The organism is Streptomyces sp. NPDC127108 (assembly GCF_042677545.1).
Classification (GTDB): domain Bacteria; phylum Actinomycetota; class Actinomycetes; order Streptomycetales; family Streptomycetaceae; genus Streptomyces.
Genome location: NZ_JBHXTE010000023.1, coordinates 74,192 through 90,510, shown reverse-complemented (window position 1 = coordinate 90,510; position 16,319 = coordinate 74,192). Strand labels below are relative to the sequence as shown.

Sequence of the window (16,319 nt, the reverse complement as noted above, 5' to 3'; positions counted from 1 at the left end):
GGGCACCATGATGGCACCGAGCGAGCCCCCTCAGGCGGGCGTCGGAGGCAACGGCAGCGGGAGCCCCGGCAGTCCGTCGATGCTCGTCGCCACATGCTCCTTCTTCGTGAAGTAGGCGTCCAGCGAAGCGTCGTCCTCGCGCGCGAACCGCTTGGCGTGCAGATCGCGGTCCTCGTCGTACGTCATGAAGGGCACCGCGTAGCCACAGGTGTCGCGGATCAGCTCGGCGTGCACGACGACGATCGCGCGCAGGCCGTGCAGTGACGTGTCGACGTCGGGGAAGCGGGCGAGGAGGTCGGGGAAGCGCGGGTCGTCGCGGAAGACGGGCTCGCCGCGGCCGTGCACGCGGACGATGTTCGGCGGGCCCTGGAAAGCGCACCACATGAGCGTGATGCGGCCGTTCTCCCGCAGGTGGGCGACGGTCTCCGCGTTGCTGCCCGCGAAGTCCAGGTAGGCGAGGGTGAGGTCGTCCAGGACGGCGAAGGAGCCGGTGACGCCCTTGGGGGAGAGGTTGATGGTGCCGTCCGCGGCGAGGGGGGACGTGGCGGTGAAGAAGATCGGCTGGGACTCGATGAAGGTGCGGAGTCTGCCGTCGATGCGCTCATAGGTCTTTCCCATGGCCAAGGATTATGGACTCCTTTAGTTCGCCTGTCTAACTACTTCGAGTGCCGCCCGCCTTGTGAAGGGGGTGCCCTCCGCTTCACTCCGGGGCTGGATTGACGAAGCATGCAGAGCAATGCATACTCATGCATGTCAGTGACTGCACTGCACTGAGCGAGCGAATGCACTGTGAGGAGAAACCCGTGACCGAGCGCGTCGTACTCGCCTACTCGGGCGGCCTGGACACCTCCGTCGCCATCGGCTGGATCGCCGAGGAGACGGGCGCCGAGGTCATCGCCGTTGCCGTGGACGTCGGCCAGGGCGGCGAGGACCTGGACGTCATCCGCAAGCGCGCGCTCGCCTGCGGTGCCGTGGAGGCGGAGGTCGCCGACGCCAAGGACGAGTTCGCCGAGGGCTACTGCCTCCCGGCGATCAAGGCCAACGCCCTGTACATGGACCGGTATCCGCTGGTCTCGGCCCTGTCCCGGCCGACCATCGTCAAGCACCTCGTCGCCGCCGCGAACAAGCACGGCGCCGGCATCGTGGCCCACGGCTGCACCGGCAAGGGCAACGACCAGGTGCGGTTCGAGGCCGGCATCCAGGCCCTCGGCCCCGACCTGAAGTGCATCGCGCCCGTCCGGGACTACGCGATGACCCGGGACAAGGCCATCGCCTTCTGCGAGGACAAGGGCCTGCCGATCGCGACCACCAAGAAGTCGCCGTACTCCATCGACCAGAACGTCTTCGGACGGGCCGTCGAGACGGGCTTCCTCGAGGACATCTGGAACGCCCCGATCGAGGACGTCTACGAATACACGTCGAACCCCGCGACGCCCCGCGAGGCCGACGAGGTCGTCATCAGCTTCAAGGAGGGCGTGCCGGTCGCCATCGACGGCAGGCCGGTCACGGTCCTGCAGGCGATCCAGCAGCTCAACGAGCGGGCGGGCGCCCAGGGCATCGGCCGGATCGACATGGTCGAGGACCGGCTCGTGGGCATCAAGTCCCGTGAGGTGTACGAGGCCCCGGGCGCCATCGCCCTGATCACCGCCCACCAGGAGCTGGAGAACGTCACGGTCGAGCGGGAGCTCGCCCGGTACAAGCGGCAGGTCGAGCAGCGCTGGGGCGAGCTGGTCTACGACGGCCTGTGGTTCTCCCCGCTCAAGCGGGCCCTGGACGGCTTCATCAACGAGGCCAACCAGCACGTCAGCGGCGACATCCGGATGACCCTGCACGGCGGCCGCGCCGTCGTCACCGGCCGGAAGTCCGACCAGTCCCTGTACGACTTCAACCTCGCGACGTACGACTCGGGCGACACCTTCGACCAGTCCAAGGCGCAGGGCTTCATCGACATCTTCGGGCTTTCGTCGAAGATCGCCGCGAAGCGGGACCTGGCCTGAGGGCCCGAGCAGTAGCGTGAGGTCCGCCTCCCCGCAGCGCGCGGCGCCGGGGAGGCGGTCGCACATCCCCCTTTCTTCTAGGAGCGCGTGCAGTGAGCAGCAACAGCGGTGACGTCCGGCTCTGGGGCGGACGGTTCGCCGACGGCCCGGCAGAGGCCCTGGCCCAGCTTTCGGCCTCGGTTCACTTCGACTGGCGTCTGGCGCCGTACGACATCGCCGGCTCCCGCGCCCACGCCCGCGTGCTGCACACGGCGGGCCTGCTCACCGCTGACGAGCTGACCCGCATGCTGGCCGGGCTCGACCAGCTCGAAGCGGACGTGGCCGACGGCTCGTTCACCGGCACCGTCGCCGACGAGGACGTGCACACCGCCCTGGAGCGCGGCCTCCTGGAGCGGCTCGGCCCGGACCTCGGCGGCAAGCTGCGCGCAGGCCGGTCCCGCAACGACCAGGTGGCGACGCTCTTCAAGATGTACCTGCGCGACCACGCCCGGATCATCGGCGGCCTCGTCGCCGAGCTCCAGGAGGCCCTGATCGGCCTCGCGGAGGCGCACCCGGACGTCGCCATGCCCGGCCGCACCCACCTCCAGCACGCCCAGCCCGTCCTCTTCGCGCACCACGTCCTGGCGCACGTCCAGTCCCTGTCCCGGGACGCCGAGCGGCTGCGGCAGTGGGACACGCGGACGGCCGTCTCGCCGTACGGCTCGGGGGCGCTCGCGGGCTCGTCGCTCGGCCTCGACCCGCAGGCCGTCGCCGCGGACCTCGGCTTCGAGCACGGCTCCGCCGCCAACTCCATCGACGGCACCGCCTCGCGGGACTTCGTCGCCGAGTTCGCCTTCATCACGGCGATGATCGGTGTGAACCTCTCCCGGATCGCCGAGGAGGTCATCATCTGGAACACGAAGGAGTTCTCCTTCGTCACCCTCCACGACGCGTTCTCGACCGGCTCGTCGATCATGCCGCAGAAGAAGAACCCGGACATCGCGGAGCTGGCGCGCGGCAAGTCCGGCCGCCTCATCGGCAACCTGACCGGCCTGCTTGCGACCCTGAAGGCACTGCCCCTCGCGTACAACCGCGACCTCCAGGAGGACAAGGAGCCCGTCTTCGACTCCTGTGACCAGCTGGAGGTCCTGCTGCCCGCTTTCACCGGCATGATGGCGACGCTCACGGTCCACCGCGAGCGCATGGAGGAGCTGGCCCCGGCCGGTTTCTCGCTCGCCACGGACATCGCCGAGTGGCTGGTCAAGCAGGGTGTGCCGTTCCGGGTTGCCCACGAGGTCGCGGGCGAGTGCGTCAAGGAGTGCGAGGCCGCGGGCATCGAACTGGACCAGCTCACCGACGAACAGTTCGCGAAGATCAGCCCCCACCTGACCCCCGAGGTCCGCACCGTCCTGAACGTCCAGGGGGCCCTGGCCTCCCGCGACGGCAGGGGCGGCACGGCACCGTCGGCGGTGGCGGCACAACTGGCGGAGATCAAGGCGGACGTGGTGGCGCAGCGGGAGTGGGCGACGGCACGGAGGGGCTAGCGCATCACAGCCCGTCCGGCGGTTGAGGACGAGGCCGAAGGCCGATCGGGGGCGGACCGTCCCACCTGAGGGGGGCACCCACCCCTGGGGTCCAGGGGCGGAGCCCCGGTTTCGGAGAAGGGGCGGGCCTGGGGCGCACCGCGAGGCCCCACCCCACCCGCACCACCGCCCGCGAGCTACGTTGAAGGGGTGCACGCGACCCGCGTGCACCCCTTCGCAGCGTGGAGCCCCACATGCCATTCGCCCGCCTCGCCACCGCGACCACCCCCACCGCCCACCTGGGCGTGGGCCTCGCAGCCGTCGGCAGGCCCGGCTACATCACGCTGGGCCGCGAGGAGGACCTGCCCGCCCGCAGCGTCGAGGCCCTGCGCGAGCGCGCCTTCGAACTCCTCGACGCCGCCTACGCACTCGGCGTGCGCTACCTCGACGTGGCCCGCTCCTACGGCCGCTCCGAGGAGTTCCTGGCCGACTGGCTGCGCGCCCGCCCCGACGTCCGGGACGTCGTCGTGGGCAGCAAGTGGGGCTACACGTACACCGCCGACTGGCGCACCGACGCCGACGCGCACGAGGTCAAGGACCACAGCGTCGCCGCGTACGACCGTCAGCGCGCCGAGACCGCCGGCATCCTCGGCGACCGGCTCGACCTCTACCAGATCCACTCGGTGACCCCGGAGAGCCCCGCCCTCACCGACACGGAGCTGCACGCCCGCCTCGCCGACCTGGCCGCGAGCGGCGTCACCGTCGGCCTCTCGGTGAGCGGCCCCGACCAGGCGGCCGCGATCCGCGCCGCCGTCGAGGTCACCGTGGGCGGCGAGCGGCTGTTCCAGACGGTCCAGGCGACGTACAACGCCCTGGAGACCTCCGCCGGACCCGCGCTCGCCGAGGCCCACGACGCGGGCCTGACCGTCCTGGTCAAGGAGGGCATGGCCAACGGCCGCCTGGCCGGACCGCAGGCTCCTGCGGCCCTGCGCGCCGCCGCCGAGGCCACCGGCCTGGGCTGCGACGCCGTGGCCCTCGCCCTCGTCCTTCGCCGGCCGTGGGCGGGCGTCGTCCTCTCCGGCGCCGCCACCTCCGTACAGCTCGTGTCGAACCTGCACGCGACGGCCGTCGACCTGGACGCCGAGCACCTGGACCGCCTGGCGGACCTCGCGGAGGAGCCCGCCGCGTACTGGCGCACGCGGGCCGGACTGCCCTGGCACTGAGGTACTGAGGCGCAGCCGAGCCACCGGACTCGCTGAAGCCACCGGACCCGCCGAAGCCGCCGAACCCGCCGAAGCCGCCGAACCCACCGAACCCCGCGCGTCACCCAAACCCCGTTCCGTGAGCGCCACACGCCTCGCGTGAGACATATTTGTCTCACGTGGTCTATGGTTGTCTCATGTCAGTCGATCGCGACCAGGTGCTCCGCAGCGCCGCCGCCCAGCTCACCCGCAAGGGCTCCTCGACCCTGGACGAAGTGGCCAGGGCCGCCGGTATCAGCCGCGCCACCCTGCACCGGCACTTCGCCGGGCGCGACGCGCTCATCCGCGCGCTCGAGGATCTGGGCCTCCAGGAGTGCGAGACGGCTCTCGACGCCGCGCGGCTCGGCGAGGACAGCGCGCAGGACGCGCTGCGGCGCCTGATCAGGGAGATCGAACCCGCCGCCGGTCTGCTCGCGTTCCTCGTCACCGAGAACCAGCTGTTCGAGGGCGAGGACCGGCACGAGGGCTGGTCCCGGATCGACGACCGGATGGCGGAGCTGTTCCGGCGCGGCCAGGAGAGCGGGGAGTTCCGCATCGACCTGAGCACGGCCTGGCTCACCGACGCCCTCTACGGCCTCATCGGCTCCGCCGCCTGGGCCGTGCTCGACGGCCGCGTGGCGGCCAAGGACTTCTCATACATGATCGCCGAACTGCTGATCGGCGGCGCACAACGGAGAGTGGAATCATGACAAGCACCGAACAGCGCGTACGGCCCGCGGAGGTGGAGCGGCACCCCGGCCGCTGGCTCGCCCTCGCCGTGCTCGCGCTGGCCGTGCTGCTCGTCGCGGTGGACGCGACCGTCCTCGGTCTGGCGACGCCGTACATCAGTGAGGACCTGAAGCCGTCCGGCAACCAGCTGCTGTGGATCGGCGACGTCTACTCGTTCGTGATCGCCGGTCTGCTGGTGTCCATGGGCAGCCTCGGCGACCGCATCGGCCGCAAGAAGCTGCTGCTCACCGGAGCCGTCGCGTTCGGCGCGGTGTCCGTGCTCAACTCCTACGCCACCACGCCCGAGTTGATGATCCTGGCCCGCGCGCTGCTCGGTGTCGCGGGCGCGACCCTGATGCCGTCCACGCTGGCGCTGATCCGGAACATCTTCCACGACCCGCGCGAGCGGAGCATCGCCGTCGGCGTGTGGGGCGCGATGGCGTCGGCGGGCGCGGCGGTCGGCCCGGTCGTCGGCGGCTTCCTGCTCGAACACTTCTGGTGGGGCTCGGTCTTCCTGATCAACCTGCCGGTGATGGCGGTCCTGGTCGTGGTCGGCGTCAAGATGATCCCCGAGTCGAAGAACCCGTCGCCGGGCCCCTGGGACCTGATCAGCGTCGCGCTGTCGCTCATCGGCATGATCGCTGTCGTGTACGCCGTCAAGGAAGCGGCGGCACACGGCTTGAGCTGGGGCGTCGGGGGCTCGGCCGTGATCGGCGTGGCCGCGCTCACCTGGTTCGTGCGTCGACAGTTCACCCTGCCCGCACCGCTGCTCGACATGCGCCTTTTCCGCAACCGCGGGTTCTCGGCGGCCGTCCTCGCCGACCTGCTGACCATCCTCGGCCTGTCCGGGCTCGTCTTCTTCCTCTCCCAGTTCCTCCAACTGGTCCAGGGCAGGCAGCCCTTCGAGGCCGGTCTCGCCGAACTGCCCGCGGCGGTGGGCGCGGTCACGGCGGGCCTGATCGCGGGTACGGTGGCGCGCCGGTACTCGGTGCGGGCGGTGGTCGCGGGCGGACTCGCGGCGGTGGGCCTCGCGCTCGCCTCGCTGACCGTGCTGAGCCAGGAGACGGGCTATCCGCTGCTCGGCGCGGCACTCCTGGTCGTCGGCGTCGGCGCGGGCTTCTCCTTCACCGTGACCGCCGACGTGATCCTCTCCAGCGTGCCGAAGGAACAGGCGGGCTCGGCGTCCGCGGTCTCGGAGACGGCCTACGAACTGGGCGCGGCCCTCGGCATCGCCCTGCTCGGCTCCATCGTGACCGGCGTGTACCAGAACTTCACGGCCCCGGCGGGCACCCCGGCCGACGCCGCGGCGGCCGCGCACGACTCGCTCGGCGGCGCGGTCGAGGCGGGCTCGGGGCTGCCGGCGCACACGGCCGAGCCCCTGCTCTCGGCGGCCCAGGAGGCCTTCGTGGACGGCCTGCGCCTCGCCGCGGGCGTGGGCGCGGCGGTCCTCCTCGCGACGGCGGTGGCGGCCTGGTACCTCCTGAAGGGCCAGAAGCTGGAGGACGGCGTCGAGCACCCGTAGCCGCGGAACGCCGAAGGGCCGCACCCCGCTTGTGGGGGTGCGGCCCTTCGTGCACGTTCCGTACCGTCAGGCTGCCTTGGCCTTCGTGGCGTACATGTCCACGTACTCCTGGCCGGACAGCAGCATGACCTCCGTCATCACGGAGTCCGTCACCGCACGCAGCACATAGCGGTCGCGGTCCATGCCGTCGTAGCGCGAGAACTCCATCGCCTCGCCGAAGCGGACGGTCACCTTGCCCGGGTGGGGCAGGCCCTTGCCGCCGGGCTGCAGCTTGTCGGTGCCGATCATCGCGAACGGCACCACCGGCGCGCCCGTCATCAGGGTCAGCCGCGCGATGCCGGTGCGACCGCGGTAGAGGCGGCCGTCGGGGGAGCGGGTGCCCTCGGGGTAGATGCCGAAGATCTTGCCCTCGTCCAGGACGCGCTTGCCGGTCATCAGCGCGGCCACCCCGCCCCGGCCGCCGTCACGCGCCACCGGGATCATGCCGACGCCGGTGAAGAACCAGGCCATCAGACGGCCCTTGAAACCCTTGCCGGTGACGTACTCGTCCTTGCCGATGAAGAAGACGGGCCGGTCGCACACCAGGGGCAGGATCATCGAGTCGATGAACGTCAGGTGGTTTCCGGCCAGAATGACGGGACCGGTCCCGGGGATGTTCTCCGCGCCTTCCACCCGGGGGCGGAACATCAGGCGCAGGAACGGTCCGAGCACTGCCTTGATGAGCGCTAGACGGGACAACGGGTCCTCCGGTGTCAACGGGTCGACGACGAGTCTGTGCAGGTGAGGACCATACTCGCGGGTCCCCGTTGATTGCACATCGGGTTCATGTGACCGATACGCAGAGTTGACCTGATTTTGCCTGCAGTTGCCCCCGAGAGAACCTCACCGAGACGACCGTAGCGCTGTGCGAACTGCGTGGCTTGTCCGAGTGGTGCTTCTCACGCGCGACGCATCTCACGGCCGGAACTGTCCCGGCGCCCACGAGCCCGGGCGCACGCGCCGGTCGCCTTCGCCCAAGGGGCCGCGAGCCGTACTCGACACCCGGCGTCAGCCACCCGTTCGGCCCCGGGTCTCCCACCCGTCACGCAACGCCACCTACGATCGGTGCCGCTTTGTCAGGTGCAAGGCGCTACACGGCGGTACACAGGGAGGGAGCGCTCAATGGCGACGCAGGAATCGGGGCGGCAGGAGACGGGGACGAGCCCGGGGCGGCGCGCGCTGCTCGGGGCCGCGGTGCTCGGGGCGGGCGCGGCCGTCGTGGGCGCGCCCGGCGTGGCGAGAGCCGACGCGCGCCACGGCCACGGGGGCCACGGGGGCGGCGGCTACCGCGACCTGCCGGTGCCGACCGTGGTCGCGCACCGCGGCACCAGCGGCTACCGGCCCGAGCACACACTCGGCTCGTACCAACTCGCCCTGGACATGGGCGCGCACGTCATCGAGCAGGACGTGGTGCCCACCAAGGACGGCCATCTCGTATGCCGTCACGAGAACGACATCACCGGGACGACGGACGTCGCCGCACACCCCGAGTTCGCGGGCCGCAAGACGACCAAGAGCGTCGACGGGGTCAGCCTGACCGGCTGGTTCACCGAGGACTTCACGCTCGCCGAGCTGAAGACGCTGCGCGCCAAGGAGCGCATCCCGGGCACCCGCCAGCGCAACACCCTCTACGACGGCCGCTGGGACGTCCCCACCCTCGAAGAGGTGTTCCGGTGGGCGGAGAAGGAGGGGCGCAAGCGCGGCGAGCGCGTCTGGCTGCACATCGAGACCAAGCACCCCACGTACTTCCGCAAGCTGGGCCTCGGCCTCGAGGAGCCGCTCGCCAAGCTCCTGCGCCGCTACAACCGCCACCGCAGGAACTCCCCGAACTTCCTGCAGTCCTTCGAGCCGAGCAGCATCCAGCGCCTGCGCAAGCTCGTCGACGCGCCCGGCGTGGTCCTGCTCTCCACGGCCTCGTCGCGCCCGTGGGACTTCGTCGAGGCGGGCGACCCGCGCACCGTCGCGGACCTCATCAAGCCCGAGGGCCTGGAGTGGATCGCCTCGTACGCCAAGGGCATCGGCCCGACGCTCGACCTGGTCATCCCCAAGGGCCCCGACGGCAAGCTCCTGGAGCCGACCACCCTGGTCCGCGACGCGCACGCCGAGGGCCTGGTCCTGCACCCGTACACGATGCGCAACGAGAACACCTTCCTGCCCGCCGACTTCAAGAAGGGCACGGACCCGAACGCGTACGGCGACGCCTTCGGCGCGTTCAAGGCGTACTTCGCCACCGGCATCGACGGGATCTTCTCCGACAACCCGGACACGGCGCTGCTCGCCGCCGCGGACTTCAACGACGACTGACGGGTCTCCCCGCCGCCGACCGGGCCCGCCGGCACCCGAAGGGCCGCGTCAACGACGGTGCGTGAAGCCCCGGTTGGGGTGAGGCGCGGCCGTTCCGGAAACCGATAACCGGAATGGCCGCGTCCCCGTCGGCATGACCCCTACGCCCCCGTCGGCCCCGTCCCCCTCCGCGCGGCCGTCGCTCTCGTACGACCTGGTCACCACCCTGCGCCCGCTGCTCGCCGCCGAGGCGTCGGCCGAGGCGCACGGCTGCGCCGCCGACCCCGGCGACATCGAGCAGGCCGTCTGGCTGCGCCTGCTCGAACATCTGAACGCCGGGGGACCGCCCGCCGACCCCGTCGCCTGGCTGCGCGCCGCCGTCCGCGACGAGGCGCACCGCACCCGCAGCACCGCCCGGCGGGAGCGGCCCTACGCCGCCGAGCCCGCCGACCCGCGCGGCGGCCCCGAACAGCGGCTGCTGCTTGCCGACCGGCACCGCACCCTGTACGCCGCCGTCCGGAAACTGCCCGGACGCTGTCCTCGTCTCATGGCTGCACTTCTGTCGCCGAAGGACCTGACTTACCGCGAAATCGCAGGGGAGTTGGGAATGTCACAAGGATCTTTGGGGCCGGAACGTTCCCGATGCCTGGGATGCCTGCGCAGAATGCTCGCGCAGGAGGTTGGGACTCCGGACCCGTGGGGAAAGGAGTGAAGGACAACCGGCGGAGCAGGTGAGCGGGAGGCATGCACACATGGGCATGAGCGTGACCATCTCGGAGGCGTCCGACACGGACGCCGAACAGATCCTCAAACTGCAGTACCTCTGCTACCAGAGCGAGGCCGAGCTGTACGGCGACTACTCCATCGAGCCGCTGACGCAGACCCTCGACTCCATCAAGGCCGAGCTGGCCGCGGGCAGCGTCCTGGTGGCGCGGCTCGGCAGCGAGGTCGTGGCGTCCGTGCGGGGCACGGTGGACGCGGCGGCCACGGCCCGCATCGGCAAGCTCATCGTGCACCCGCGGATGCAGCGGCACGGCCTGGGCGGGCGGCTCCTGGAGGCCATCGAGCGCCGGCTCTCCGATGGCGGCGTCGCCAAGCGCTTCGAGCTGTTCAGCGGGCACCGCAGCGAGAGCAACCTCCAGCTCTACCGCAAGCACGGCTACGCGCCGGTGAGCACGCAGCGCGTGGACGACCGCCTGACGGTGGTGACCCTCTCCAAGGACGCGCAGGCCGAGGCCTACGTGGCGAGCGCCTAGGCCTCTTCGGGACCCCCGGCCCCCGCGGGCCGGGTGTGCTCGCGGGACTTCCGCAGCCAGAACACCGCGGTCACCGGCAGCAGCACGGGAATGAACAGATAGCCCATGCCGAAGTCCGACCAGACCGTGGCGTCCGGGAACGCGGAGGGCTCCGCGAGGGTCCAGGCCCCGACGGCGAGCACACCGGCCAGCTCGGCGGCGCAGCACACCAGCGCCGCCTTGCGGGCCGTCTCCCCGCCGCGTACGAGCGAGTACGTGATGAAGCCGTAGACGACACCGGCGAGCGCCGACAGCGTGTACGCGAGCGGGGCCTTGTGGAAGTCCGTCGAGATCTGGACCGCCGAACGCGACACGGCGCCCACGACCATCACGCCGTACAGCCACACCAGCAGGATGCCGGGGCCGGTGATCAGCTTCTGCCGCTCGGGCTTGGGCTGCTTCTGCTGTTCCGGCTTCGGCTGCTTCTGCTGCCGCGCGCGGGGCTCGTCGTCCGTCACCGCCACCTCAGCCTCCCCAGATGTCATGGAGCCGCACCTCGAGCACGGCGAGGACCACGCCGCCCGCGGCGACGGTCACCGAGCCCCAGCGGGTGCGCTCGGCGAGCGACATGAAGCCCGCCGCGGGAACGCACGCGAACGAGCCGATCAGATAGGCCACGAAGATCGTCGTGCCCTGCTCGGGATCCTCGCCCCGCGCCAGCTGCACGATGCCGACGATCAGCTGGACCAGCGTCAGCAGGGTGACCACACCCATGCCGATGAAGTGCCAGTCCTTCGTCGGCTGGTCCCGGTAGGCGGCGAAACCGCACCAGGCCGCGAGCGCGAGCGCGGCCACGGAGGTCGCGACGGTCAGGGCAACAAGCATGCCGAGACCCTATTACGGGCCAAAAGACCCGGTGTCCTCGGCCCCTGGGGCCCGGGGATCCGCCGACGGCCCCCACGTAGGGTCGAGAGCATGAAGATCCAGGCTGAAGCCCTCCTGTTCGACAACGACGGCACCCTCATCTCCTCGATGGAGTCCGTCCGCCGCTGCTGGACGCGGTGGGCGGGGGAGTACGGCATCACCGCCGAGGACTTCGCCAGGGTCGAGCTGCACGGCCGCCCGGCCGTCGAGATCGTCGCCGACCTGCTGCCCGCCGAGCGGGTCGCCGGGGCCGTGGCCCGGATCGAGGAGCTGGAGGTGTCCGACGTCGCGGGCGGCGTGCTCGCCCTGCCCGGCACCCTCGACCTGCTCGCCGCCCTTCCGCCCGAGCGCTGGGCCGTCGTCACCTCCGCGACCCGCCGCCTGGCCGAGGCCCGGCTCGCCGAGGTCGGCATCGGCCCCAAGACGCTGATAGCCGCCGACGACATCACCCGCGGCAAGCCCGACCCCGAGCCCTTCCTGCTCGCGGCCCGCGTCCTCGGCGTGGACCCGGCCCGCTGCGTGGTCTTCGAGGACGCCCCCGCGGGTCTCACCGCGGGCCGGGCGGCCGGGATGACCACCGTGGCGTTGACCACAACGCACCAGGTGGCGGAGTTGTCCGCCGACGTCGTCGTCAAGGACCTGTCGGCGGTGTCCGTGCAGGCCACGGCGGGTGGCGTGGAGATCGTCACCGGCGTCTGAACGGGGTGTGGGTCGCGCCTTGGCGTCTCTCCTGTCGACCAATGTTTGTCCGCTATTCGGACAGCGGTGGCGGGACGCGCCCGCACGCGTGTTTTACTGGTCCGCATGACCACGACGAGCAGCCGCACCCTTGCGACCGAGGCGATCACGACGCCCGGTGCTCGTTGTATGTGTCGAATGTGCGCCTTCTGAGGGCCCCCGCACCACTGAGAGCCTCGCGCCCCGAAGCGAAGCCGCTGTGCCGCGCCACTACGCCACGTACGTACCCCTAGCAGTCACGTACGCGGGCAGGGAGCGAGCCGGCCCCGCGCACACGTCCTCCGGTTCCATCGCCACCGCGAGAACCGTGCCGCGTTCCGAACGAATGCCCCGTGCCCGGCGTCACCGCGCCGCGCACTCGACAGTGACGGAAACCCAGTGATCACCACTTCCGGCCTGACCAAGGTCTACCGCTCACGCGGTCGTGAAGTAACCGCCATCGACGGAGTCGATCTCCATGTGCGCGAAGGCGAGGTGTACGGCGTCATCGGCCAGTCCGGTGCCGGTAAATCCTCGTTGATCCGCTGCGTGAACCTCCTGGAGCGCCCCACCTCCGGCACCGTGACCGTGGACGGCCAGGACCTCACCGCGCTCGCGGGCCGCGGCCCGCGCGCCGGCAAGGAACTGCGCGCCGCCCGCAACCGCATCGGCATGGTCTTCCAGCACTTCAACCTGCTGTCCTCGCGGACCGTCCAGGCGAACATCGAGCTGCCGCTCGAGATCCTCGGCCTGTCCGGCAAGGAGCGCTCCCGCAAGGCGCTCGAACTCCTGGACCTGGTCGGCCTCGCCGACAAGGCCAAGGCCTACCCGGCACAGCTCTCCGGCGGCCAGAAGCAGCGCGTCGGCATCGCCCGCGCCCTGGCCGGCGAGCCGAAGGTGCTCCTCTCCGACGAGGCCACCAGCGCCCTCGACCCGGAGACCACCCGCTCCATCCTCCAGCTCCTGCGCGACCTCAACCAGCAGCTCGGCCTGACCGTCCTGCTGATCACGCACGAGATGGAGGTCGTGAAGACGGTCTGCGACTCGGCCGCCCTGATGGAGCGGGGCCGGATCGTCGAGTCCGGCACCGTCAACGAACTCCTCGCCACCCCGGGCTCCCAGCTCGCCGCCGCCCTCTTCCCGGTCAGCGGCGACGCCACCGGCGCCGACCGCACCGTCGTCGACGTGACCTTCCACGGCGAGGCCGCCACCCAGCCGGTCATCTCCCAGCTGTCGCGCACGTACAACATCGACATCTCGATCCTCGGCGCCGCGATGGACACCGTCGCGGGCAAGCAGGTCGGCCGGATGCGCATCGAGCTGCCGGGCCGCTTCGAGGAGAACGTCGTCCCGATCGGCTTCCTGCGCGAGCAGGGCCTCCAGGTCGACGTCGCCGACGCGCCCGCCGGGTTCCCGGTGCCGGACGCGTCCGCGACCGCCGCCACGCTGGTCAAGGAAGGTGCCAAGTGACCTGGTCGGAGATGCAGCCCCTGCTGGAGCAGGCCTGTTGGGACACCCTCTACATGGTCGGCTGGTCGGCGCTCATCGCGGTCGCCGTCGGTCTGCCGCTCGGCATCCTGCTGGTCCTCACCGACCGCGGCGGGCTGCTGCAGAACACGATCCTGAACAAGGTGATCGGGCAGGTCGTCAACATCGGCCGCTCGATGCCGTTCATCATCCTCATGGTCGCCCTGATGGGCTTCACCCGCTCCATCGTCGGCACCTCCATCGGCCGTGACGCAGCGATCGTGCCGCTCGCGATCAGCGCCATCCCGTTCTTCGCGCGCCTGGTCGAGACGGCCGTCCGCGAGGTCGACCACGGCCTGGTCGAGGCCGTGCAGTCGATGGGCGGCAACACCTGGACCGTGGTCCGCAAGGTCCTCGTACCCGAGTCGCTTCCGTCGCTGATCTCCAGCGCCACCACGACCGTCGTCGCCCTCATCGGCTACTCGGCGATCACCGGCACCGTCGGCGCCGGCGGCCTCGGCGACCTCGCGGTCCGCTACGGCTACCAGCGTTTCGAGACCGAGCTGATGTGGATCACCGTCGGCGTCCTCGCCGTGGTCATCTCGATCATCCAGTTCGTCGGCGACTACGCCGCGCGCAGCCTGCACCGGCGCGGCGGTCACTCGGGAGCCGCGCCGCGGCTCAAGTTCCTGCGCGGCAAGGCGCCCGCGACGGCCACGACGGCGACGGTCACCGGGCCGGTCGTCGCCGACGCCGAGCCCGAGGCCGACCGCGAGCCGGTCAAGGTCTCCTGAGCCCCGCCGACCTCTCGGCCCTCCGAGTTCACACCCAGCACCACCCCGCACCACCACCGCGGGGGTGTACCACCCATGGAGAAAGGCACTTTTCGTGCGTAACACCACCAAGATCACCGCTGCTGTCCTCGCCACCGGAGCCCTCACCCTCGGCCTCACCGCCTGCGGCTCCGAAAAGGGTTCCGCGGGCGACAAGGACGGCCCGCTGGTCGTCGCCGCCACCCCCACCCCGCAGGGCGCGATCCTCGACTACGTCAAGAAGAACCTGGCGAAGAAGGCGGGCCTCGACCTGGAGGTGAAGGAGTTCACGGACTACGTGACCCCCAACACCGCCGTGCAGCAGGGCGAGGTCTTCGCGAACTACTTCCAGCACAAGCCGTACCTGGACGACTTCAACAAGAAGAACAAGACGGACATCGTCCCCGTCCCGGGCGCGACGGTGCACCTGGAGCCGCTGGGCGTCTACTCCAAGAAGATCAAGAAGCTCGACGACCTCAAGAAGGGCGCGACGGTCGCCGTCCCGAACGACACCACGAACGAGGCCCGCGCCCTCAAGCTCCTCGCCGACAACGGCGTCCTCAAGCTCAAGGCGGGCGTGGGCTTCGCGGCCACCCCCAAGGACGTCGTGTCGAACCCGCTGAACCTCAAGTTCAAGGAGCTGGAGGCGGCCCAGCTGCCGCGCTCCATCGACGACGTCGACGCCGCGGTGATCAACGGCAACTACGCGCTGGAGGCCGACCTCAGCCCCGCGAAGGACGCCATCGTCGCCGAGAAGGCCAAGGGCAACCCGTACGGCAACTTCCTCGCCGTCAAGAAGGGCGACGAGAACGACCCGCGCGTGAAGAAGCTCGCCAAGCTCCTCACCTCGCCCGAGGTCAAGAAGTTCATCGACGACAAGTACGACGGCTCCATCGTCGCGGCCTTCTGACATGCGCCGGCCTGTCATCGCCGCGGCGGCCGGGGCCCTGGCCCTGTCCCTCGGCCTGACCGCCTGCGGCTCGGGCTCCGGCTCCGACGGCGACAAGCTCGTCGTCGGTGCCACCCCGACCCCGGCCGGTGAGGTCCTCGCGTACATCCAGCAGAACCTGGCGAAGAAGGCGGGCCTCGACCTGGAGGTGAAGGAGTTCACGGACTACGTGACCCCCAACACCGCGCTCCAGGAGGGCTCCCTCGACGCCAACCTCTACCAGCACACCCCGTACCTCGACGACTTCAACAAGTCCAAGAAGACGGACCTGGTGCCGGTGACCGAGGTGTACCTGCCGCCCATGGGGGTGTACACCGACAGCGAGAAGCTGAAGGACGTGACGGGGTTGCGCTCCGGCGCGACCGTCGCCGTGCCCAACGACACCACCAACGAGGGCCGGGCGCTCCAACTGCTCGCCTCCAAGGGCGTGATCGAGCTCAAGAAGGGCACGGGCGCGAACGCCACCCCCGAGGACATCGCGGCCAACCCCAAGAAGCTCACCATCAAGGCCCTGGAGCCCGCGCAGCTGCCGCGCTCCCTCAAGGACGTCGACGCGGCCGTCATCAACAACAACTACGCGCTCGACGCGGGCCTGAGCCCCAAGGAGGACGCCGTCCTCCTGGAGTCCGCGAAGGACAACCCGTACAACAACGTCCTCGCCGTCAAGAAGGGCGACGAGGACGACCCGAAGGTCAAGAAGCTGGCCGAGCTGCTGACTTCGCCCGAGGTCAAGAAGTTCATCGAGGACAAGTACAAGGGGTCGGTCCTGCCGGTCACGGCGGGCTGACGCACATCTGTGCCCTGTCCCCACCCACGGGGTCCGCTCCACCGACCGGAGCGGACCCCGTGGTGCGTCCTCGCGCCGCCATGCTGCATGCTGGGCACTTCGGCAGGCCTGAAGG

The 16,319-nt window shown here is 70.5% G+C and carries 17 protein-coding genes; 13 read left to right on the top strand and 4 right to left on the bottom strand.

The annotated features are described in order from the left end of the window. Positions 1–30: 30 nt before the first annotated feature. Positions 31–618, bottom strand: coding sequence for a pyridoxamine 5'-phosphate oxidase family protein (locus ACFVHO_RS20955; protein ID WP_385716513.1), 588 nt, complete (start codon positions 616–618; stop codon positions 31–33). A 185-nt stretch (positions 619–803) separates the two neighbouring features. Between ACFVHO_RS20955 and ACFVHO_RS20950 the strand changes: the two genes are divergently transcribed. The 5 genes from ACFVHO_RS20950 to ACFVHO_RS20930 all read left to right on the top strand — a co-directional run bounded on the left by ACFVHO_RS20950 (position 804) and on the right by ACFVHO_RS20930 (position 6,991). After that, on the top strand, positions 804–1,997 hold the full coding sequence (locus ACFVHO_RS20950; RefSeq protein WP_385716510.1) for an argininosuccinate synthase: 1,194 nt from the start codon (positions 804–806) through the stop codon (positions 1,995–1,997). A gap of 92 nt (positions 1,998–2,089) precedes the next feature. Beyond that, the gene (gene argH / locus ACFVHO_RS20945) at positions 2,090–3,520 is read left to right on the top strand and encodes an argininosuccinate lyase (RefSeq protein WP_385716507.1); all 1,431 of its coding nucleotides are present in this window, start codon (positions 2,090–2,092) and stop codon (positions 3,518–3,520) included. Positions 3,521–3,753: 233 nt separating this feature from the next. Continuing rightward, on the top strand, positions 3,754–4,722 hold the full coding sequence (locus ACFVHO_RS20940; RefSeq protein WP_385716504.1) for an aldo/keto reductase: 969 nt from the start codon (positions 3,754–3,756) through the stop codon (positions 4,720–4,722). Between the two features lie 176 nt (positions 4,723–4,898). Next, a complete protein-coding gene (locus ACFVHO_RS20935; RefSeq protein ID WP_385716501.1) occupies positions 4,899–5,450 on the top strand; it encodes a TetR/AcrR family transcriptional regulator in 552 nt (183 codons plus the stop codon). Next, positions 5,447–6,991, top strand: coding sequence for an MFS transporter (locus ACFVHO_RS20930; protein WP_385716498.1), 1,545 nt, complete (start codon positions 5,447–5,449; stop codon positions 6,989–6,991). The genes ACFVHO_RS20935 and ACFVHO_RS20930 overlap by 4 nt, the downstream gene beginning before the upstream one ends. A gap of 66 nt (positions 6,992–7,057) precedes the next feature. Here the strand turns inward: ACFVHO_RS20930 and ACFVHO_RS20925 are convergent, their stop codons facing one another. Continuing rightward, a complete protein-coding gene (locus ACFVHO_RS20925) occupies positions 7,058–7,729 on the bottom strand; it encodes a 1-acyl-sn-glycerol-3-phosphate acyltransferase (protein ID WP_234310970.1) in 672 nt (223 codons plus the stop codon). A 423-nt stretch (positions 7,730–8,152) separates the two neighbouring features. On the opposite strand from ACFVHO_RS20925, the gene ACFVHO_RS20920 reads away from it, so the two are divergent. From ACFVHO_RS20920 to ACFVHO_RS20910, 3 genes are all read left to right on the top strand, one after another. Then, on the top strand, positions 8,153–9,334 hold the full coding sequence (locus ACFVHO_RS20920; protein ID WP_385716496.1) for a glycerophosphodiester phosphodiesterase: 1,182 nt from the start codon (positions 8,153–8,155) through the stop codon (positions 9,332–9,334). Between the two features lie 133 nt (positions 9,335–9,467). Further along, positions 9,468–10,025 carry a sigma-70 family RNA polymerase sigma factor gene (locus ACFVHO_RS20915; protein ID WP_385716493.1) on the top strand — a complete coding sequence of 186 codons (558 nt, stop codon included), beginning with the start codon at positions 9,468–9,470 and terminating at the stop codon, positions 10,023–10,025. 40 nt (positions 10,026–10,065) lie between these two features. Continuing rightward, on the top strand, positions 10,066–10,569 hold the full coding sequence (locus tag ACFVHO_RS20910) for a GNAT family N-acetyltransferase (RefSeq protein ID WP_385716490.1): 504 nt from the start codon (positions 10,066–10,068) through the stop codon (positions 10,567–10,569). Here the strand turns inward: ACFVHO_RS20910 and ACFVHO_RS20905 are convergent. After that, positions 10,566–11,093 (bottom strand): hypothetical protein, encoded by a 528-nt coding sequence (locus ACFVHO_RS20905; RefSeq protein WP_385716487.1) that lies wholly within the window; start codon positions 11,091–11,093, stop codon positions 10,566–10,568. The two genes, ACFVHO_RS20910 and ACFVHO_RS20905, sit on opposite strands and share 4 nt — an antisense overlap. After that, entirely contained in the window at positions 11,074–11,433 is a 360-nt protein-coding gene (locus tag ACFVHO_RS20900) for a hypothetical protein (RefSeq protein WP_385716485.1), read from the bottom strand. The genes ACFVHO_RS20905 and ACFVHO_RS20900 overlap by 20 nt, the downstream gene beginning before the upstream one ends. Before the next feature lie 90 nt (positions 11,434–11,523). Between ACFVHO_RS20900 and ACFVHO_RS20895 the strand changes: the two genes are divergently transcribed. From ACFVHO_RS20895 to ACFVHO_RS20875, 5 genes are all read left to right on the top strand, one after another. After that, positions 11,524–12,171: an HAD family hydrolase gene (locus ACFVHO_RS20895; protein WP_385716482.1), complete on the top strand. Its 648-nt coding sequence runs from the start codon at positions 11,524–11,526 to the stop codon at positions 12,169–12,171. 417 nt (positions 12,172–12,588) lie between these two features. After that, a complete protein-coding gene (locus ACFVHO_RS20890) occupies positions 12,589–13,659 on the top strand; it encodes a methionine ABC transporter ATP-binding protein (RefSeq protein WP_385716480.1) in 1,071 nt (356 codons plus the stop codon). Then, on the top strand, positions 13,656–14,450 hold the full coding sequence (locus ACFVHO_RS20885; protein WP_385716478.1) for a methionine ABC transporter permease: 795 nt from the start codon (positions 13,656–13,658) through the stop codon (positions 14,448–14,450). Before ACFVHO_RS20890 ends, ACFVHO_RS20885 begins: the two co-directional genes overlap by 4 nt. Before the next feature lie 94 nt (positions 14,451–14,544). Continuing rightward, positions 14,545–15,378 carry a MetQ/NlpA family ABC transporter substrate-binding protein gene (locus ACFVHO_RS20880; protein ID WP_385716475.1) on the top strand — a complete coding sequence of 278 codons (834 nt, stop codon included), beginning with the start codon at positions 14,545–14,547 and terminating at the stop codon, positions 15,376–15,378. Position 15,379: 1 nt separating this feature from the next. After that, positions 15,380–16,204, top strand: coding sequence for a MetQ/NlpA family ABC transporter substrate-binding protein (locus tag ACFVHO_RS20875; RefSeq protein ID WP_385716473.1), 825 nt, complete (start codon positions 15,380–15,382; stop codon positions 16,202–16,204). Positions 16,205–16,319: the final 115 nt, after the last annotated feature.

Coding starts and splice junctions, on each gene's coding strand:
- ACFVHO_RS20900 (WP_385716485.1), bottom strand. CDS start 11,433: ATGCTTGTTGCCCTGACCGTCGCGACCTCCGTGGCCGCGCTCGCGCTC.
- ACFVHO_RS20940 (WP_385716504.1), top strand. CDS start 3,754: ATGCCATTCGCCCGCCTCGCCACCGCGACCACCCCCACCGCCCACCTG.
- ACFVHO_RS20920 (WP_385716496.1), top strand. CDS start 8,153: ATGGCGACGCAGGAATCGGGGCGGCAGGAGACGGGGACGAGCCCGGGG.
- ACFVHO_RS20875 (WP_385716473.1), top strand. CDS start 15,380: ATGCGCCGGCCTGTCATCGCCGCGGCGGCCGGGGCCCTGGCCCTGTCC.
- ACFVHO_RS20905 (WP_385716487.1), bottom strand. CDS start 11,093: ATGACATCTGGGGAGGCTGAGGTGGCGGTGACGGACGACGAGCCCCGC.
- ACFVHO_RS20930 (WP_385716498.1), top strand. CDS start 5,447: ATGACAAGCACCGAACAGCGCGTACGGCCCGCGGAGGTGGAGCGGCAC.
- ACFVHO_RS20935 (WP_385716501.1), top strand. CDS start 4,899: ATGTCAGTCGATCGCGACCAGGTGCTCCGCAGCGCCGCCGCCCAGCTC.
- ACFVHO_RS20910 (WP_385716490.1), top strand. CDS start 10,066: ATGGGCATGAGCGTGACCATCTCGGAGGCGTCCGACACGGACGCCGAA.
- ACFVHO_RS20955 (WP_385716513.1), bottom strand. CDS start 618: ATGGGAAAGACCTATGAGCGCATCGACGGCAGACTCCGCACCTTCATC.
- ACFVHO_RS20915 (WP_385716493.1), top strand. CDS start 9,468: ATGACCCCTACGCCCCCGTCGGCCCCGTCCCCCTCCGCGCGGCCGTCG.
- ACFVHO_RS20895 (WP_385716482.1), top strand. CDS start 11,524: ATGAAGATCCAGGCTGAAGCCCTCCTGTTCGACAACGACGGCACCCTC.